This is a genomic window from Agromyces luteolus (genome assembly GCF_009729855.1).
GTDB classification, from domain to species: Bacteria; Actinomycetota; Actinomycetes; order Actinomycetales; family Microbacteriaceae; genus Agromyces; species Agromyces luteolus.
In genome coordinates, this window is the sequence record NZ_WODA01000025.1 from 402,044 (window position 1) to 421,204 (window position 19,161).

The 19,161-nt window shown below is 74.7% G+C and carries 16 protein-coding genes; 4 read left to right on the plus strand and 12 right to left on the minus strand.

Going from position 1 to position 19,161, the window contains the following annotated elements; genetic code table 11:
• Positions 1-242 precede the first annotated feature (242 nt).
• Positions 243-3,773: a chromosome segregation protein SMC gene (gene smc, locus GLX25_RS15545; RefSeq protein ID WP_155843413.1), complete on the minus strand. Its 3,531-nt coding sequence runs from the start codon at positions 3,771-3,773 to the stop codon at positions 243-245.
• A gap of 146 nt (positions 3,774-3,919) precedes the next feature.
• Here smc and GLX25_RS15550 point away from each other — a divergent pair, with 146 nt between their 5' ends.
• Together GLX25_RS15550 and GLX25_RS15555 are read left to right on the plus strand one after the other, a co-directional pair.
• A complete protein-coding gene (locus tag GLX25_RS15550; RefSeq protein WP_166548894.1) occupies positions 3,920-4,996 on the plus strand; it encodes a GNAT family N-acetyltransferase in 1,077 nt (358 codons plus the stop codon).
• Positions 4,993-6,081 carry a GNAT family N-acetyltransferase gene (locus tag GLX25_RS15555; protein ID WP_166548895.1) on the plus strand — a complete coding sequence of 363 codons (1,089 nt, stop codon included), beginning with the start codon at positions 4,993-4,995 and terminating at the stop codon, positions 6,079-6,081. Before GLX25_RS15550 ends, GLX25_RS15555 begins: the two co-directional genes overlap by 4 nt.
• Here the strand turns inward: GLX25_RS15555 and mutM are convergent.
• The 10 genes from mutM to GLX25_RS15605 all read right to left on the minus strand — a co-directional run bounded on the left by mutM (position 6,023) and on the right by GLX25_RS15605 (position 16,959).
• Entirely contained in the window at positions 6,023-7,039 is a 1,017-nt protein-coding gene (mutM, locus tag GLX25_RS15560) for a bifunctional DNA-formamidopyrimidine glycosylase/DNA-(apurinic or apyrimidinic site) lyase (protein WP_166548896.1), read from the minus strand. The two genes, GLX25_RS15555 and mutM, sit on opposite strands and share 59 nt — an antisense overlap.
• A 1-nt stretch (position 7,040) precedes the next feature.
• Positions 7,041-7,703 (minus strand): ribonuclease III, encoded by a 663-nt coding sequence (rnc, locus tag GLX25_RS15565; protein WP_155843881.1) that lies wholly within the window; start codon positions 7,701-7,703, stop codon positions 7,041-7,043.
• 76 nt (positions 7,704-7,779) lie between these two features.
• Positions 7,780-7,983 (minus strand): 50S ribosomal protein L32, encoded by a 204-nt coding sequence (gene rpmF, locus GLX25_RS15570; protein WP_092669520.1) that lies wholly within the window; start codon positions 7,981-7,983, stop codon positions 7,780-7,782.
• Positions 7,984-7,992: 9 nt separating this feature from the next.
• Entirely contained in the window at positions 7,993-8,556 is a 564-nt protein-coding gene (locus tag GLX25_RS15575) for a YceD family protein (protein ID WP_271192387.1), read from the minus strand.
• 11 nt (positions 8,557-8,567) lie between these two features.
• Entirely contained in the window at positions 8,568-11,042 is a 2,475-nt protein-coding gene (locus GLX25_RS15580; RefSeq protein WP_155843416.1) for a transglutaminase TgpA family protein, read from the minus strand.
• Entirely contained in the window at positions 11,032-12,399 is a 1,368-nt protein-coding gene (locus tag GLX25_RS15585; RefSeq protein WP_155843417.1) for a DUF58 domain-containing protein, read from the minus strand. Before GLX25_RS15585 ends, GLX25_RS15580 begins: the two co-directional genes overlap by 11 nt.
• Positions 12,400-12,404: 5 nt before the next feature.
• The gene (locus tag GLX25_RS15590) at positions 12,405-13,379 is read right to left on the minus strand and encodes an AAA family ATPase (protein ID WP_155843884.1); all 975 of its coding nucleotides are present in this window, start codon (positions 13,377-13,379) and stop codon (positions 12,405-12,407) included.
• A gap of 35 nt (positions 13,380-13,414) precedes the next feature.
• A complete protein-coding gene (gene coaD, locus GLX25_RS15595) occupies positions 13,415-13,906 on the minus strand; it encodes a pantetheine-phosphate adenylyltransferase (RefSeq protein ID WP_155052249.1) in 492 nt (163 codons plus the stop codon).
• 51 nt (positions 13,907-13,957) lie between these two features.
• Entirely contained in the window at positions 13,958-16,147 is a 2,190-nt protein-coding gene (locus tag GLX25_RS15600; RefSeq protein WP_155843418.1) for an ATP-dependent DNA helicase RecG, read from the minus strand.
• Positions 16,144-16,959: a tetratricopeptide repeat protein gene (locus tag GLX25_RS15605; protein WP_155843419.1), complete on the minus strand. Its 816-nt coding sequence runs from the start codon at positions 16,957-16,959 to the stop codon at positions 16,144-16,146. Before GLX25_RS15605 ends, GLX25_RS15600 begins: the two co-directional genes overlap by 4 nt.
• Positions 16,960-17,007: 48 nt before the next feature.
• On the opposite strand from GLX25_RS15605, the gene rsmD reads away from it, so the two are divergent.
• Positions 17,008-17,610 carry a 16S rRNA (guanine(966)-N(2))-methyltransferase RsmD gene (gene rsmD / locus GLX25_RS15610; protein WP_155843420.1) on the plus strand — a complete coding sequence of 201 codons (603 nt, stop codon included), beginning with the start codon at positions 17,008-17,010 and terminating at the stop codon, positions 17,608-17,610.
• Here the strand turns inward: rsmD and thiL are convergent.
• Positions 17,580-18,578 carry a thiamine-phosphate kinase gene (thiL, locus tag GLX25_RS15615; protein WP_155843421.1) on the minus strand — a complete coding sequence of 333 codons (999 nt, stop codon included), beginning with the start codon at positions 18,576-18,578 and terminating at the stop codon, positions 17,580-17,582. The genes rsmD and thiL overlap by 31 nt on opposite strands.
• Before the next feature lie 25 nt (positions 18,579-18,603).
• Here thiL and GLX25_RS15620 point away from each other — a divergent pair, with 25 nt between their 5' ends.
• Positions 18,604-19,128, plus strand: coding sequence for a DUF3515 family protein (locus tag GLX25_RS15620; protein ID WP_155843422.1), 525 nt, complete (start codon positions 18,604-18,606; stop codon positions 19,126-19,128).
• The last annotated feature ends 33 nt before the right edge of the window (positions 19,129-19,161 follow it).

The following is a 19,161-nucleotide window of genomic DNA, read 5'->3' on the forward strand; positions in this document are numbered from 1 at the left end:
GCCGAAGTCGGTGGTCGAGGAGCGGCCGAAGGCGGTGGTCGAGGAGCAGCCGAAGGCGGTGGTCGAGTAGCAGCCGAAGGCAGCGTATCGAGACCCCGTCACCGGATCTCGATACGGCCGCAGGGCGGCCTACTCGATCACCGGGCGGGCCGCAGGGCGGCCTACTCGATCACCGGGCGGGCCCCAGGGCGGCCTACTCGATCACCGGGCGGGCCGCAGGGCGGCCCCCTCGATCACCGGTGTCAGCTGGCCTTCGCGGCGAACTCCTCGCGCACGCGCTGGCCGACCACCGCCGAGACGCCGTCCTGGCGCATCGAGACGCCGTAGAGCGCATCGGCGATCTCCATCGTGCGCTTCTGGTGCGTGATGACGATGAGCTGGCTCTCCTCGCGGAGGTCCTCGAAGGTCGTCAGCAGCCGACCGAGGTTGGCGTCGTCGAGGGCGGCCTCGACCTCGTCCATGATGTAGAACGGGCTGGGGCGGGCTTTGAAGATCGCCATGAGCAGCGCCACCGCGGCGAGCGAGCGCTCGCCGCCCGAGAGCAGCGACAGCCGCTCGATCTTCTTGCCGGCGGGCTTGACGCTCACCTCGATGCCGGTGGTGAGCAGGTCGTCGGGGTTCGTGAGCGCGATGCGCCCCTCGCCGCCGGGGAACAGGATGGGGAACACCTCGGCGAAGGCCTCCCGCGTGTCCTCGAAGGCCGAGCGGAAGATCGACTCCATGCGCCCGTCGATCTCCTCGATGATCGTGAGGAGGTCCTTGCGGGTGTTCGCGAGGTCGGTGAGCTGCTCGGTGAGGAACTGGTGGCGCTGCTCGAGCGCCGCGAACTCCTCGAGCGCGAGCGGGTTCACCCGGCCGAGCTGGGCGAGCTTGCGCTCGGCGGCCTGCAGGCGCTTCTGCTGCTCTGCACGAACGAACGGCCGCGGCTCCGCCTCGGCGTCCGCGTCGTCGGGCACGGGCTGGTCGGGACCGTACTCGGCCACCAGGACGTCCTCGCCGAGCCCGAGCTCGCTCTCGGCACGTTCGACGAGCGAGCCGACGTGGAGCTTCTTCTCGTAGATGCGCAGCTCGAGCCCGTGCACGTCCTCCGTCACGGCCTGCAGCCGTTCGCGAGCGGATGCCTCGGCACGTCGTGCGACCTGGACCTCCTCGTTGCGGCTCGTCCGCTCGGCCTCGGCGGCCGCGAGCGCGACACGGGCCTCGGCGACCGAACGGCCCACCGCGGCGAGCACCGGCGGCAGCGCGTCGGCGACGCGTGACGCGGCGTCGAGCTGGGCGCGACGGATGACGGCGCGCCGCGCGGCCTCGTCGGCGGCACGCCGCTCGGCCTCGTGCTGGCGCTCCATCGCGACGATCCGCGCCTCCTCGGCCCGCACGCGCTCGCGCGCGGTCTCGAGCTTCAGTCGCGCCTCGACCTCGCCCTCTCGGGCGCGCTCGAGCGCGGCGAGCGCGCCGTCGCGGCGATCGGCGTCGAGCACGGGTCGTGGCTCGGCGCGGGCGGCCTCGAGCTCGTCCTTGGCCGCCGTCGCGGCCTGCTCGGCCTCGGCGATGCGCTCCTCGGCGGTCCGCAGGGCATCGGCGAGGCGATCGGTCTCGGCCGCGGCCGCCTCGGCCTGCACGCGGGCGCGGTTCAGCGCCTCGGTGCGCTGGGCGAGCTGCGCGTCGAACTCGCGCAGCGCCGCGAGCGCGAGCTTCGACTGCTGCTTGGCGTGCTCGGCGTTGCCACGCTGCTCGTCGAGGTCGAAGCGTGCGCGTTCGATGTCGGATCGGACCTCCTCGAGCCGCGCTTCCGCGCGGTCGCGCTCGGCGATCAGCTCGATGCGGCTCTGCGTCCGACCCGATCCGCCGTGCACGACGTACCGCCCGATGACCGTGCCGTCTCGCGTGATCACGGTCGCAGGCCGGTCGAGGGCGGCGATCGCGGGCTCGGCGGCGCGCACCGCGTCGAGGTCGTCGGCGATGACCACCTCGCCGAGCAGGGCGAGGATGCCGGCGGGTGCGGTCACCACGTCGGCCGCGGCCGTGAGCCCGTCGACGGCGAGCGCGCTGCCGGCGCCGCGCGAACCGGGTCCCGGCTCGGCGATGGTGAGCGCGACGCGGCCGAGGTCGTCGTCGGTCGCGACGCCGACGGCCCTGAGGGCCGCGACGCGGTCGTCCACGAGCACCGACTCGGCGAGCGGCCCGAGCGCGGCGGCGATCGCGGCCTCGTAGCCGGGCTCGACGCGCAGGTGCTCGGCGAGCAGGCCCCGAACGCCCGCGGTGCCGGACGCGGCGAGCGCGGCCGAGCCGTCCTTCTGGTCGAGCGCGAGCGAGAGCGCTCCGACGCGCGCGCCCAGCGCATCGCGCTCGCGTTCGCGGTCGTGGAGCGCCTCGCGGAGCTTCTCGATCTCGGTCTCGGCCTCGAACACCGCGGCCTGCGCGAGCTCGTACGCCTCGTCGAGGTCGGTCGCGGAGGCGGGATCGGCGTCGGACTCCGCCTCGACGCGCGCGAGGTCGGCGGCGGCCGTCTCGCGGCGCGACTGCGCGGCGTCGAGGGCGTTGCGGTGCCGGAGCACCTCGCCGCGGACGGCGGCGAGCTTCGACGCCGCCGCGTCGGCCCGGCCGGAGAGCTGGGAGGCGCGCAGGTCGTACTCGCTGACGCGTGCCGCCTGCGCGGCGATCTCCTCGTCGACGGCGTCGAGCGCGGTCCTCGCATCGCGGGTGGTCACGGCCGCCTGCTCGAGGGCGGACGCCGCGTCGCCGACGCCGCCGCGGATGCCGTCGAGCTCGCCCCGCGCGGCATCGATGTCGGCGAGCGTCACGGTGGGCGCGGCATCCGTGCCCTCGTCGGCCGCGGAGAGCAGCGCGATGCGCTGTCGGGCGAGCGAGTCGAGCGAACGCAGCCTGGCCTCGGACTGCTCGAGCGCGAAGCTCACGGCGCGCGCCCGGTCGACGTCGTCGCCGCCCTGCGCCTGCTCGAGCCGGTCGATGTGGGCCTGGTGGCGCTCGAGCTCCTGCTGGAGCACGAGGCGCTCGGCGTGCCGTTCGTGCTCGGTGCGCCCGGCGGCCTCGAGCGCACGCCGCAGCTCGACGACCTCGTCGGCCACGAGCCGCGCCTTCGCGTCGCGCACGACGGCGGCGATGCCGGCGGCCTCGCGCGCGACCTCGGCCTGACGGCCGAGGGGCTTCAGCTGCCGACGGAGCTCCGCGGCGAGGTCGGTCAGGCGCGTGAGGTTCGCCTGCATGGCGTCGAGCTTGCGGAGCGTCTTCTCCTTGCGCCGGCGGTGCTTGAGGATGCCCGCGGCCTCCTCGATGAACCCCCGGCGGTCCTCCGGGCTCGCGTGCAGCACCTGGTCGAGCTGGCCCTGGCCGACGATGACGTGCATCTCGCGGCCGAGGCCCGAGTCGCTGAGCAGCTCCTGTACGTCGAGCAGGCGGCACTGCTCGCCGTTGATCGCGTACTCGCTGCCGCCGTTGCGGAACAGCGTGCGCGAGATCGTGACCTCGGTGTACTCGATCGGCAGCGCGCCATCCGCGTTGTCGATGGTCAGGCTCACCTCGGCGCGACCGAGCGGGCCGCGCGTGGAGGTGCCCGCGAAGATGACGTCCTCCATCTTGCCGCCGCGGAGCGTCTTGGCGCCCTGCTCCCCCATCACCCAGGCGAGCGCGTCGACGACGTTCGACTTGCCGGAGCCGTTGGGGCCGACGATGCACGTGACCCCCGGCTCGAACGCGAAGGTGGTCGGCTGCGCGAAGGACTTGAAGCCCTTCAGGGTGAGGCTCTTGAGGTACATGTCCCCCCGGTGTCGCGGCGTGATGGTGCTGGATGCCTCGGACGAGCGTACCCGAGCGGATGCCGCGTGCCCGCGCTCCCCCGCCGTTGCCGCCGTCATCGACCCCGACTAGGCTGGCACGCTGCCTGCGCGAGGGAGGGGACGCGATGGCGCTCGAGATCCGCCCGATCCGGCTGCCGGAGCGCGCCGACGCTCCGGACGCCGGGGAGCTCGTCGCGTACGCCGACCTCCTGCGCCGGCTCGACGTCGAGGCGCTCGGCACCTCCGAGCTGACGCGTCGACCCCGCGAGGTGCTGCACGACCTGCGCCGCGCCGAGTTCGCGACGTACACGGGGATCGGCGCGTTCGACGGCGGGCGGCTCATCGGCCTCGCCGAGGTGCAGTGGGAGGTCGACGACGGGGAGTCGACGTCCTACGTCGAGGTGATCGGCGTCCACCCGGATCGGCGACGGGAGGGCATCGGATCCCGGCTCCTCGCCGCGGCCGAGGTAGCGGCACGGGCGGCCGGCCGGCCGAACACCGTGCTCTCTGCCGATCACCTGGTCGAACGCGGCGAGCCGTCGGGGCCGCGGCTGCGCCCGCCGCAGGGCGACGGCGACATCCCCGCGGATGCGCCTGCGGCGCGGTTCGCGATCGCGCACGGCTACGCGCTCGGGCAGCTCTACCGGGTGAGCGCCATGGACGTCGCGGGTCGCGCGGACGAGTTCCGACGCCGCCTCGCCGAGGCCCGCTCGCGCGCCTCCGACGGGTACCGCCTCGTCGCCTGGCAGGAGCGCGCGCCCGACCACCTCGTCGACTCGCTCGCGATCGCGCACGAGCGGATGTCCACCGATCCGCCCGCGGGCGCGATCGAGTGGGGTCTCGAGCACTGGAACGCCTCCCGGATCCGGGACGGCGAGCGCCGCTCGCGCGAGGTCGGCCGGATCGGCCTCGCGGTCGCGGCGGTCGCCGCCGACGGCGAGGTCGCGGGCTTCACCGAGTTGTCCCTGCTGCCGGATTCGCGCGCCGTGGAGCAGTGGGACACCATCGTGCTCGCCCCGCATCGGGGCCACCGGCTCGGGATGCGGTTGAAGCTCGAGAACCTCGTGCGGCTCCAGGCGACGGATGCCTCGCGCGAGCGCGTCTACACCTGGAACGCCGACGAGAATGAGCACATGCTCGCCATCAACCTCGACCTCGGCTTCCGGCCGTTCGCCCTCGAGTCGGTCTGGCAGCGGCCGTGAGCGGCACCGCGCCCGACCGCGGGGCGGGCGTCCTCCGTCCGATCCGGCCCCACGACCGCATCGGCGTCCCGGAGTCGGCCGACCTGGAGGCCTACGCCGACTTCGCTCGCCGCATCCAGCTCGAGACGGTCGGCACCGACGAGTTCAGCTACTCGGCGGCCGAGCTCGCGGTCCTCGGCGCCAACCCGTACCTCGAGCGGCGTCGCTTCGGGATCTTCGACGGCGGCCGACTCGTCGCCGCGACGGCGGCGTGGTGGGAGCGCGGCGGGAACGACGGCGGCGCACCCATGATCACGATGGTCGGCGTCGACCCGGCCCACCGCCGACGCGGGCTCGGCGGCCGCGTGCTCGACGCCGTCGAGGCATCCGCCCGCGACGCCGGACGCGGATCGACCATCCTGATCTCGGAGCACCGCACCGACGACGGCGCCGGCGAGCGCCTCCGCCCGCCGCAGGGCGGCGCCTCCCTGCCCGCCGACGCGCCCTCGGTCCGGTTCGCACGTTCGCGCGGCTACGAGCTCGGCCAGCTGCTCGTCGCGAGCGCCCTTCCCGTCGGCGGCCTCGGCGCACGCTTCCGCGACCTGTCCCGGCAGGTCGACCGATCCGACGGCTACCGCATCGAGCTCTGGCGCGATCGCACGCCCGAGGAGCACCTCGACGCGTTCGCGGCCGCCCGATCGCAGATGGTCGCCGAGGCGCCGAGCGGGGCCGTCGACTTCCCCGACGAGCACTGGGATGCCGCGCGCATCATCGACGAGGAGGCGCGCGCCGTCCAGGCGGGACGCCGTCACCTCACCGTCGCCGCGATCACCCCCGACGGCGAGGTCGCCGGATTCACGATCCTCACGCTCGCGCCCGGCAAGCGCGGCGCCTACCAGGACGACACGCTCGTCCTCGGCCCGCACCGCGGCCACGGCCTCGGCATGCGCATGAAGCTCGCGAACCTCGTCGCGCTCGCGGATGCCGCGCCGGAGCGCACCGAGGTGTACACCTGGAACGCCGACGAGAACGGGCCGATGCTCGCGATCAACCGGGAGCTGGGGTTCCGCCCGCACTCGATCCAGGCGACGTGGCAGCGGGGGTGACCCGCACGACGCGCGCCGATGCGTCGTGTGCCGCGACGCGGCGCACGCTCGCGCGCAGGCGCTGGCAGCGGGGGCACCGATGCGACGAGCGGTTCATGAACGCCTCGCGGACGATGGGCGTGCCGCACCGCGGGCACGGGCGCCCGGCGCGTCCGTAGGCGTTCAGCGAGTGGGCGAAGTAGCCGGATGCGCCGTTGACGTTGACGTACTGGGCGTCGAAGCTGGTGCCGCCCTCGGCGAGCGCCTTCTGCAGCACCTCCCGGACGGCCGCGAGCAGGTCGCGGACGCGCCGCCGGCCGAGGCTCGATCCGGGCTGCTCGCCGTGCATGCGGACCGCCCAGAGGGCCTCGTCGGCGTAGATGTTGCCGATGCCCGACGCCACGCCCTGGTCGAGCAGCACGCGCTTGACGCCCGTCGCCCGGCGGGCGAGCGCCGCGGCGAACGCGGCGTCGTCGAACGCGGGGTCGAGCGGATCGCGCGCGATGTGCGCCACCTGCGACGGGATCGATCGTGCCCACGGACCCGTCACGTCCGCCGAGAACCCCGCGACCTCGCCGTCCGCGGTGGGGACCATGCGATCGATCGCCATCGACCCGAAGATCCGCTGGTCGACGAAGTCGACGCGCAGCTCGCCGTGCACCGGGTGCTCGAGGTGCAGTCTGATCCGCGCGTGGCGGTCGTCGCCCGGGTGGTCCGGCGTGCGCAGCAGGAGCTGGCCGCTCATGCCGAGGTGGCCGACGAGCGCGGTACCGCCGGCCAGGGGCATCCAGAGGAACTTGCCGCGTCGCACGGCGGCCTCGATGCGCTCGCCCGTGAGCAGCGCCTCGAAGCCGCCGGATGCCGCCTCGTGGCGCTTCAGCGACCGGGCGTCGAGCACCTCGACCCCGGCGACGCGGGCGCCGGTGACGGCCGGGGCGAGCCCGGCGCGGACGACCTCGACCTCGGGCAGTTCGGGCACGTCAGCGGTCGTTCAGGGTGGTCCAGGCCTCGAGCGCGGCCGCCATCTCGGCCTGCTTCTTGCTCGAGCCCTCGCCCGACGCGGACACCAGGCCGGCGACCGTGACCGTCGCGACGAAGTGCTTGCTGTGGTCGGGGCCGCTCTCGCTGACGGAGTACGACGGCGCGGTCGCGCCGCGGCGCGCGGCGATCTCCTGCAGGCTCGTCTTCGGGTCCATCGCCGCGCCGAACCGGTCGGGATCGCGCATGAGGGGCGTGATGAGCCGCAGCACGAGGTCGGTCGCGACCTCGCCGCCGCGCGAGAGGTAGACCGCGCCGATGATCGCCTCGACGGTGTCCGCGAGGATCGACGGCTTGTCGGCGCCGCCCGTCATCGTCTCGCCGCGACCCAGCCGGATGTACGGGCCGAGCCCGATCGTCCGGGCGACCTCGGCCAGCGCGACACTCGAGACGAGGCTCGCCCGGCGCTTGGCCAGCTCGCCCTCGTCGAGCTCGGGGTGATCGGTGAACAGCTTGACGGTGACCGCCTGCCCGAGGATCGAGTCGCCGAGGAACTCCAGGCGCTCGTTCGTCGGGATGCCGCCGTTCTCGTACGCGAACGACCGGTGCGTGAGGGCGAGGAGCAGGAGTTCGGGGTCGAGCTCGACGCGCAGCGTGCGCTGCAGTTCGGCGAGCTCGTCGGCCCCGGTGTCCGTGCGCTCGACGCGCCTCACGACCGGTCGTTCGTCGTTCACTGGCCGACTAGACGTCGGCGACCTTGCGGCCCTTGTACTCGAGGAAGAGCGGGGTGCCCGCCGAGTCCTCGACCACGCGCGCGCGGTGCGGGAGGCTGTAGGTGACCTTGCCGTTCTCGACGGTCTTGACGAGCGTGGGGGCCTCGGCCTTCCACTGCGAACGGCGCGCGTGGGTGTTGGCGCGTGACTTCTTCCGCTTGGGAACAGCCATGACTCTCTCTCAATCTCTCTGCTGGTCGGCGTCGGATGCAGCATCCGCGCCCTCGTCTTCGGAAGCCGCGAACCCCGCGAGCGCAGCCCAACGCGGATCGCGCTCGACAGGGGTGACGAGTTCCGGATGATCGGCCAGTCGCTGTCCGGTCTCGGGGTCGAGACCGGGGCAGTCAGGCCGGCACACCGGCTGGAAGGGCAGTGCCAGCACTACCGCATCTCGGATGAGTGGTTCAAGATCCACGTGGTCGTCTTGAACCTCATACTCGAAAGCTTCCCCAGAATGATACGCGAAAAGCTCCTGGAACTCGACTCGGACGGGCAGCGCGATGTCGATGAGGCATCGTCCGCACTCGCCTTCGGCGGTCGCGTCGACCTCCGCGGTGGCGAGGACGCCCTCGTGGACGGACTCCAGGCGCACGTCGATCGCGAGGTCGGAACCCTGCCGGATCGAGACCATGCCCTCGCCCAGCTGCTCGGGGACGGGCACGTCGAACTGCTGTTCGCGCATCTCGCCGGGTCGGTTGACGAGGTCGCGAACGTTGATGCTGAAGGGGGAATGCGGTACGGCCACGAACGACGATCCTACTCGCCGGGCGGTGCCGGCCGGCCGAACGCGATGCGCGCCGACGGGCGGAGGGACCCGGGAAGCAGGACGGCGGCGACCCGGCGGACGGCGGGAGCGTCCGCGCGGAGCGCGTCGGACGCCGCCTGGAGATCGACCGCGAGGGCGCCGCGGCGGGCGTGCTCGCGGTCCTCGCCGCCGCCCGGACCGGCGGACCCGGCGCCCGCCCCGGCGCCCGCGTGCGCCCCTGCGGGCGCGCCCGCTCCCGCTCCCGCTCCGGCTCCGGCACCAGCACCGGCTCCGGCTCCGCGGACGCGACCGTAGCGCTCCCGTTCGACCGCATCGCGCACGCGCTCCAGCGCGGCGCGCGCCTCCGAGCGCTCGCCCGGCGGCGACTCCGGATCGCCGCGGAACGCCGGCCGCTCGGCGAGCTCCGCCGCGAGCCCGCGCACGGTGCGCCGCGGATCGACGGGCAGCCCGAGGTCGACGGCGGTCGCCAGGAGTTCGCGCCACGCGGCATCCGCCGGTCGCTCGCCGGAGCGGATGGCCCCGCGTCGCGCGGCACGGATGCCGACCCGGATCATCGCCGGGAGCAGGAGGACGAGCGCCACGGCGAGCCCGATGAGCCCGAGTTGCGCGACCTGCGCCCCGGCCGACGGCGTGCCGCCGGGACCGCCGAGCGCCCGGTCGGGATCGCCCTCCGGGCGTCCGGTCGCGCCGGGCGTCGCGGCCGGACCGGTCGGGACCACCCCCGGGAGGGACTGCCCGGCGTTCGGACGCGAGTAGTCGGGCACGCTCCCGCGCCCGGGCGTGGGCTCGAACGGGACCCACCCGACGCCCTCGAAGTAGAGCTCCGGCCAGGCGTGGAGGTCGTGCGAGTCGACCTCGATCACGACCTCGCCGTCGACGCGCCCGTCGCCGGGCGTTCCCGCGGTGTACCCGATCGAGATGCGCGACGGGATGCCGACCTCGCGGGCGAGCACCGCCATCGTCGACGCGAAGTGCACGCAGTAGCCCGCTCGCTGGTCGAGGAACGCGGCGATCGCATCGAATCCCGCGCCGTCGTACCCGTCCGCGACGGGCGCGCTCTCGGAGTACTCGAAGTCCGAGCCCCGCAGGAACGCCTGGATCGCGACGGCCGCGTCGTAGCGCGTCGCCGCCGATGCCGTGACCGAGGCGGCGGTCTCGGCGATGATCGGCGGAAGGTCGTCGGGCAGCCGGCGCGTCGCGTCGGCGACGGCACCCGGTGACGCGACGGGCGCCGAGCGCAGCTGCGTCACGTCGGGCTGCACGTCGAGGTGGGTGAGGCGGTACTGCTGCCCGAGCGTCGTGGAGTCGACGCTGCGGACGTTCAGCGTGCCCTGGTCCCAGAACCACGACCCGCTGACCCCGCTGACCTCGGTCGTCGGGTACGGCACGGGCAGCCAGGCCGTGCGGACCTGGTCGACCTGCACGGCGATGGGACGGGGCACGACCAGGACGTCCTCGGCGAGGCCGTCGGGCCCCGGCAGCGTCCCGAGCGTGTTCTCCCCGTCGACCGCGCGATCGGTCGCGGACCACACCTGCCCCTCGAGCCGCTCGACCGTGAGCAGCGTGAAGTACGGTCGCTCCCCCTCGGGCGACACGTACGAGAACGCGGGCACCGGCTCCGGCCTGCGGAGGTCGCGGCCGAGGTCGACGTACGGGCTGACCCCGCGTGCGAAGAGGGTCGCGGGCCCGCCCGTGCCGACCAGGAAGCTCGTGCTCACGCTCGGCGTGGCGGCGGCGATGACGGATGCCGCGACAAGACCGATCGCGGCGAGCCCGAGCGATGCGCCCATGGTCGACACGATCGGCGCGCGCTTCGGGGCGCTGACGACGGGCGCGTCGTCGCGATCGTCCTCCTGGACGAGCTCGGCGGCGCGTCGCACCCGCACGTCGACGCGCAGCAGCAGCAGGTAGGTCGCGGCCGTGAGCACGAGCGCCGGCGCCTCGGCGCCGTCGGCGACGAAGAGCCCCGGCACGAGCACGGGCACCAGCATCGGGATCGCGGCGAGCGCCGGCACCCGGACGGTCTGCACGAGCAGGTCGAGGAAGACGGCGATGAGTCCGACGCCGACGGCGATCGCCCAGACCAGCGCCGGAACGGGGATCGCCGGGACCGACTGCTGCTCGATCGTGCGACGCGCGCCCTCGGTCAGCTCGCCGAACACCCCGAACGTGTCGGGCGTCGGGATCACCAGTGCGAGGCTCGTCGCGCCGCCGAAGAGCAGCGTGAGCGCGAGCAGCATCGCCACGAGCTCGAGCGGCGGCACCAGGGAGGGCGGCGTGCGGAGGGCGCGGAGCGCCGCTCCGCCCCCGATCACGGCGACCGCGACGACGGCGCCGGCCCACCACCATCCGCTCCCGGCGATCAGCGGCCCGAGCGCGGTCGTCGCGACGAGGAGGAGCAGCAGGCTCGCCCCCGACAGCGCGAGCGACTGCGCACGGGTGAGCGGGTACCGGTCAGGGCCCACGTCGGCCTCCCGAGCGCACGGCCTCGCGGGCCGACCGCCAGGCCTCCTGCCACGCGGCGGGCAGGTCGGCGGGCCGGTGGACGCGGATCACCCTCCAGTCGGCCTCCTCGAGCCGGTCGACGATGCGGGCGGAGACGCCGTCGGCGGCGAACGCGATCGCGGGCTCGACCGAGCTGCGGAGCGCGACGAGCGTCTCGGCCGCGTCGCCCGACGGGTCGACGAGCACGGCGATCGCCGGCATCCGCATGTCCCTCCGCACGGTCGTCACGGGGGCGATCGGATGCCGCCGGGGCTCGCGCGGCTCGCTCCGCGCCGCGTCGCGGCGAGGCGGGTCCAGCCGTGCGAGGTCCTCGAGCAGTGCGACGTCGCCGCCCGGCGATCGGTACCCGCCCGCCTCCGGCGCGATCGGATCGACGTGCGCGGCGGGATCGTCGACCGGGTCGAGCCGCACCCGGAACCCTCGGCCGAGCAGGTGCACGCCGAGCGATGCGGCGAGCTCGACGCCGAGCTCGAACGCCGGGTCGAGGGCGTCGGCGCCGTCGCGCGCACCCGAGGCCGGATGCGACACGCGGCCGCCCAGCGCCGTGTCGAGGAGGATGCGGAGCTCGGGGTCGCCGCGCTGCTCCTCGTCGCGGACCATCAGCTCGCCTCGGCGGGCCGTCGCGGCCCAGTGCACCCGCCGGAGCGGATCGCCGTACCGGTACTCGCGCGCGATGAGCTCGTCGCTGTTCGGCCGCGTGCGGCGCTGCAGCGCGTGCACCGTGCCGTCGACGCTCGCGAGCAGCCCGACCGCGGGCTCGAGGAGCGTGACCCGGGGCGTCACCACGAGGTCGCGCGCGCCGCCCGCCACGCGGTCGATGCGCGCGAGCCCGAACGGATCGGTCACGGAGATGCGGAGCGGGCCCACGTCGAACACCCCGCGTCGCGGCGTGCGCATGCGGTACTCGAGCCCGACGGTGTCGTCACCGGAGGGGAGGACCCCCTCGGTGCGCCCGATCGCGGGCAGGATCGCCTCGGGCGGCGGGCGGAGCGCGGGCGAGGAGAGGTCGCGCCAGTGCGCACCGTCGAACGCGCGCCTGCTGCGGTTGTGCACGCGCAGCCTGACGGTCGTCGAGTGGCCGGCGCCGACCACCGGCGGTTCGAAGGTCCGGTGGACCGCGAGCCGCGGCTGGCGCACGGCGAGGAAGCCGAGCGCGGCGAGCGGCATGGCGATGCCGACCGCGGCGAGGAGGAGGATGTCGCGGAGGTCGAACCAGAGCGAGACGCCGAAGAGGACGCCGCCGACCGCGATGAGCGCGATCCCTCGCGGCGTCAGGCGAGGACGCGCCTGGTGACGCACTCGACCGGCCCGCGACATCCCGATCACTCCCTCCGGGCGCTGCCGACCGGGACGGGCGTCTCGCCGACGATGCGGCGCACGATCTGGTCGATGAGGGGGCCGCCGTCGTGGTCGTGACCGCCGACCGCGCGACTCGTCGGCACGAGACGGTGCGCGAGCACCGGCACGGCGAGCGCGTCGACGTCGTCGGGCAGGACGAAGTCGCGACCGTGCATGGCGGCGTGCGCCTTGGCCGCGCGGATCAGCTGGAGCGTCGCGCGGGGACTCGCGCCGAGCCGCAGCTGGCGGTCCTCGCGGGTGGCGCGCGCCAGCTCGACGGCGTACTCCTTCACGGGTTCGGAGGTGTAGACGCGCTGGACGGTCTCGATCATCGCGCGGAGCTCGGCGAGCGAGACGACGGGTTCGAGGGTGTCGAGGGGGCTCGCGGTCTCGCGCTGGGCGAGCATCGCGAGCTCGTCGGCGGTCGCCGGGTAGCCCATCGAGATGCGGGCCATGAACCGGTCTCGCTGGGCCTCGGGCAGCGGGTACGTGCCCTCCATCTCGACGGGGTTCTGGGTGGCGACGACGGTGAACGGCTGCTCGAGGCGATAGGTCGTGCCGTCGGCGGTGACCTGGCGCTCCTCCATGCACTCCAGGAGCGCCGACTGCGTCTTCGGGCTGGCCCGGTTGATCTCGTCGCCGATCACGATGTTCGCGAACACGGGGCCGGGCTTGAACTCGAACCGCCGCGACACCTGGTCGAAGACCGAGACGCCGGTGACGTCGCTCGGCAGCAGGTCGGGCGTGAACTGGATGCGGCTGACCGTGCAGTCGACCGATCGGGCGAGCGCCTTGGCGAGCATCGTCTTGCCGACGCCGGGCACGTCCTCGATGAGCAGGTGCCCCTCGGCGAGGAGCACGGTGAGCGCCGCGGTGACGGCCTCGCGCTTGCCGCTGATCACCGTCTCGACGTTGCGGACGATGGCCGCGGCGCGGTCGCCGACCTCGTCGATCCCCATCGCGGCCGCGACGCCGACGGCGCCCTCCGAGTCGCTCACGGCCGCATCGCCCCCTGGAGGTACTCGGCCACGGATCGCGGCACGTAGGGGGCGACGTCGCCCCCGAGCGCGGAGACCTGCCGCACGAGCGAGCTCGACACGTGCGCGTTCGCCGGGTCGGGCAGCAGGAACACGGTCTCGACGCCCGCGAGGTGCCGGTTCACGATCGCCATGGGCGTCTCGTAGCCGACGTCGACCTGCGAGCGGATGCCCTTGACGAGCACGGAGGCGCCGACGTCGGTGCAGTAGTCGACGAGCAGCCCCATGCTCCACGACGCGACCACGATGTCGCCGGGGATGCGGGCGTCGGCGATGGACTGCTCGATGAGCGCGACCCGCTGCGCGATCGGCAGCAGCGCCGACTTGTCGGGGTTGTGGACGACCACGACATGCAGCTGGTCGTACAGGCCGGCGGCCCGCTCGATGACGTCGAGGTGTCCGCGCGTGACAGGGTCGAATGATCCGGGGACGACGGCGATCCGCTGCATACGTGCCAGCGTAGTGCGCGATCGACGCTCCGGGCGGGGTGCGGGAGAGTCTCAGCCCCTGCTCAGGTACTCGCTCGCCTCGTCGTCGAGGCGGCGCCGCACGGCGGCCGCGAGCGCGGCGTGTCCGGCGAGCCGCGGGTCCTCCGCGAGGAGCTCGGCGGCCGCCTCGCGCGCGTCGGCGATGAGGTCGCCGTCGCGCGCGACGCGGAGCAGCTTCAGCGACGACCGCCCGCCCGACTGCATCGCGCCGAGCACGTCGCCCTCCTGCCGGAGCTCGAGGTCGACCCGCGCGAGCTCGAACCCGTCGAGCGTCGCGGCGACCGCCTCGAGGCGCTCGCGCGCCACGCTGCCGGCCTCCGCGTGCGAGACGAGCAGGCAGAGCCCGGGCACGCTCCCCCGGCCGACCCGCCCGCGCAGCTGGTGCAGCTGCGAGACGCCGAACCGGTCGGCGTCGACGACGACCATGGTGCTGGCGTTCGGCACGTCGACGCCGACCTCGATCACGGTCGTCGCGACGAGCACGTCGAGCTCCTTCGCCGCGAACGCGCGCATCGTGTCGTCCTTCTCGTCGGCCGACATGCGCCCGTGCAGGGGTGCGATGCGCGCGCCGGCGAGCGACGGCAGCGCCCGCAGCTCGGCGAGCACCGAGGCGACGGATGCCGCGGGGCCGGCGCCGGGCGCGGGCTCGCCCTCCATGGGCTCGCCGTCGTCCTCCGCCACCTTGGGCTCGATGGCCGGGCAGACGACGAAGCCCTGCCGCCCCTGGGCGAGCTCCTCCGCGAGGCGCTCCCAGACCCTGGCGCGCCATGCGGGTCGCTCGGCGAGCGGGACGAGGTGCGTCTCGATCCCCGCCCGGCCCGCGGGCAGCTGCCGGATGGTGCTCACGTCGAGGTCGCCGAACACCGTCATCGCGACCGTGCGCGGGATCGGCGTCGCCGTGAGCACGAGCACGTGCGGGTGGCGCCCCTTCAGGCGCAGCGCCTCGCGCTGCTCGACGCCGAACCGGTGCTGCTCGTCGACGACGACCAGGCCGAGGTCGGCGAAGCTCGTGGTGTCGCCGAGGAGCGCGTGCGTGCCGACCACGATGCGGGACTGCCCGGCCGCGACGCGCAGCGCCGCCTTCCGTCGCTCAGCCGCGGGCAGCTGGCCCGTGACGAGCGTCGGCATGAGCTCGGCGGAGAGCTCGGGGCCGAGCATCTTCGCGATCGAGCGCAGGTGCTGCGCTGCGAGCACCTCGGTCGGGGCGAGGAGCGCCGACTGCCCGCCCGACTCGGCGACCGCGAGCATGGCGCGGAGCGCGACCACGGTCTTGCCGGACCCCACCTCGCCCTGCACGAGGCGGTTCATCGGCACGGCCGCCGCGAGGTCGGCGAGGATCTCACCGCCGACCTCGAGCTGGTCGTCGGTGAGCGTGAACGGGAGCGACGCCTCGAACCGCTCGAGCAGTCCCCCGGGCCGCGGCTCCCGCCGGACGGCCTCGTGCGCGCGCGCCGCCGCGCGGCGCTCGAGGAGCGCGGTCTGCAGCACGAACGCCTCGGTGAAGCGGAGCGTGCGGCGTGCGGCCTTCCAGTCCTCGTCACGCTCGGGCCGGTGCACGCCCTCGAGCGCGTCGCGGTGCGACCGGATGCCGCGGCCGCGCCGGACGGGTTCGGGGATCGGGTCGTCGACGGCGCCGAGCCCGTCGAGCAGCACGCCGATCGCGGTCTGCAGCTGCCAGCTCGAGAGCGTGCCGGTGGCCGGGTAGATCGGGATCGGCGCGGTCGCCCAGCGCACGGCCGCGGCATCCGCCCCGGTCGTCGGCACCGCGTCGTCGAAGAGCTGGTAGTCGGGGTGGGCGAGCTGGCGGGCGCCCCGGTAGTCGGAGACCTTGCCGGCGAACATGCCGCGAACGCCGGGCTTCAGCTCGTTCGCGCGCCATTTCTGGTTGAAGAAGGTGAGGGTGAGGATGCCGGTGCCGTCGGAGATCTTCGCCTCGAGGATCGATCCGCGGCGCGACCGCATGGTGCGCTCGCGCACCTCGAGCACCTCGGCGACGATCGTGACGTTCTCGTCGAGCGGGAGCTCGGCGAGCGCCGTCAGCTCGCCGCGGGCGGCGTAGCGACGCGGGTAGTGCGCGAGCAGGTCGCCGACCGTGGTGTAGCCGAACGCGCGCTGCAGCGCCTGCGCGGTGCGCCCGCCGAGCGCGCCGTTCAGGCGGCTGTCGAGGGTCAGCGCCCCCTCCGCCACGCGATCGGCCGTCATGGCTCGATCGTAGGCTCCGCCTCCGTCGGCGCGGGTGCGAGGGCCTCGATCTCGGCGCGCACGTAGGGGTCGTCGGGGCGCGCGAGCGCGAGCTCGCGCTGGATCTCGAGCGCCTCGTCGGTGCGGCCGAGCGTGCGGAGCGCGCGCCCGACCGACCAGCGGGCGACGTGCTGCTGCCCCGGTGTGCCGTAGCGGTCGGCCGCGTCGACGGCCTTCTGGAAGTGGTACAGGGCCGCCTGCGCGTCGCCGCCGTCGTGCTTGGTCCAGCCGAGGTTGTTGTGCAGCGCGACGCCCCACCGCTTCAGGCGCGGGTCGCGGACGCCCTCGAGGATGTCGAAGCCCTCGGCGGCCCACTCCTCCTCGTGGCCGGTGTCGTTCAGCGCGAGCATGTGCAGCGCGTCGAGCACGAGGAACGTCGAGCCGCCGAGCGCGGCCTCGCGGACGGCCCTCGTGAACTCGGGCACCGCCTCGTCGACGCGTTCGCCGGCCGCGGCCATCCGGCCGCGCTCGAGCGCGATGCGCGCGCGCAGCTCGGCCGCCTCCTCGTCGGAGTCGCCCGGGTCGGCGGCCTCGAGCTCGTCGAGGACCGCGAGCGCCTCCTCCTCGCGGTGCTGGATGCCCATCGCGCGGGCCAGCTGCGTGGCCATCACGGCGCGCCCGTGCGCGCTCAGCGTCTCGTCGGCCGCGGCCGCGCGGAAGCGCTCCTCGCTCGCGGCGGCATCGCCGAAGTCCCACATGCGGTCGATGGCCTGCTGCTCGTGCCCCCGGTGATGCGACGGATCGGCGTGCAGGGCGTCGGTCGAGTCATCCACCTCACCATCATGGCAGCGCCGGAGGAGGGGCCGTTATGCTCCCGAGACATGACGCGCATCATCGCCGGCTTCGCCGGCTCGCTCACCCTCGCCGTGCCCCGCTCGGGCACGCGACCGACGAGCGACCGCGTGCGCGAGGCGATCTTCTCCGCGCTCGAGGCGCGCGACGCCGTGGCGGATGCCTCGGTGCTCGACCTGTACGCGGGTTCGGGCGCGCTGGGGCTCGAGGCCGCGAGTCGCGGCGCGGCCGAGGTGGTGCTCGTCGAGAAGGCCAGGCCCGCCGCCGAGGTGTGCCGGCGGAACGCCGCGGCCCTCGCGAGGGCCGCACGCGGGGCGGCGGCGCCGCGCGTGCGCGTCGAGGCCCGGAGCGTCGCGTCCTACCTCGAGTCGGCGGCCGGCGGCGTCGACCTGGCGTTCGTCGACCCGCCCTACGACCTCGGCGAGGCCGAGCTCGCCAAGGACCTCGCGCTGCTCGCCCCGCTCCTCGCCGACTCGGCCACGGTCGTCGTCGAGCGCAGCAGCCGCTCCCCCGAACCGGGGTGGCCCGACGGCATCGAGCCCGAGCGGCGCCGCGACTACGGCGAGACGACGCTCTGGTGGGCGTCGACGGCCGACGCGGATCAGCCGGTACCGCCGTCCCAGCCCGAGTAGGGGTCCCATCCGCTCGTGTCCACGGGCTCGCCGTCGAGCGTGAGCCGCCCGGCATCGCCGTTCACGACGCCCACGACCTCGAAGGGCTCCGGGGGCGTCGTGCCCGCCGGGAACGTCGCGAGGAGGCCGTGGTCCTCCGCGCCGGCCATCGCCGTCAGCGGATCCGGGCCGAGCGCGCCCGCATGGAAGTCGAGCCCGACCGCGCTCGCCTCGGCGAGCCGCCGCGCGTCGCGCGCGAGCCCGTCGCTCACGTCGAGCATGGCCGTCGCCCCGGACGTCGCCGCCACGACGCCCGCCGACACCGGCGGGGACGGCGCGAGCTGCGCGCCGACGAGGAGCGGATGCCTCGTGCGGGCCGCGTCGGCGAGGTCGGCGTCGGGCTCGCCGTCGGCGTCGCGCGCCTCGGCGAAGAGCACCTTGAGCCCGCGCGCGGCGTCGCCGCGGGCGCCGGCGTGCGCGAGCACGTCGCCCGGTCGCGCCCCCGACCGCAGGACGGGCCTTCGCCCGTCGAGGTCGCCGAACGCGGTCACGGCGATCGTGAGCACCGACGACGCGGACAGGTCGCCGCCGACCACCCCGGCCCCCGGCGCGAGCGCGTCGAGCGCATCGCGCAGCCCGTCGGCGATGCCCTCGAGCAGCGAGACGGGGGTCGTCGGCGGCGCGGCGATCGAGACGACGAGCGCCGTCGGCCTCGCGCCCATCGCGGCGACGTCGGTGAGGTTGGTGGCCGCCGCCTTCCAGCCGAGGTCGTGCGGGCGCGACCAGGCGAGGCGGAAGTCCGGACCGTGGACCATGAGGTCGGTCGTGACGACGAACCGGCCGTCGTGGGCGGCCACGACCGCGGCGTCGTCGCCCGCGCCGAGGAGCGCGGCCTCGCCCGGCTCGAGGCGCGGGAGGATGCGGGCCAGCACCGCGGTCTCGCCGAGCTCCCCGACCGTGGGCGACGGCTCGCGTGTAGGCTGCTCCATGGCTCCCACGGTAGCCTGATCGACGATGTCGACTCCCCCGTCAGGCCGCCGCCGCCGTACGCGCCTCGTCGCGGCCTCGCTGGTCGCCGCGACCGCCGTGCCCCTCCTCGCCGCCTGCAGCCAGCCGGTGCCGTTCGATCCCGCGCCGGACGCGGCCGCCGCCGACTGCGCCTCGGTCGTGGTGCGCCTGCCCGACCAGGTCGCCGGCCTCGACGCCCGCGAGACGACCGCGCAGGGCACGGGGGCATGGGGCTCGCCGGCGGCGGTCCTGCTCCGCTGCGGCATCGAGCCCCCGGGCCCGACGACCCTGCGCTGCGTGAGCGTCGACGAGGTCGACTGGATCATCGACGAGTCCGACGCGCCGACCTATCGCTTCGTGACCTACGGACGCACGCCCGCCGTCGAGGTCGTCGTCGACAACGACGCGGTCGCCGGTTCGACGGCCATCGCCGACCTCTCCGGCGCGGTCGCGGCGATCCCCGCCGACGGCGGATGCACCGACCTCGAGGACCTCGCACCGGCCACCGGCGAGGCGACGGACGCCGGCTGAGTCCGCGGCCCGCCTGCCCCTGGGCCCGCGGCC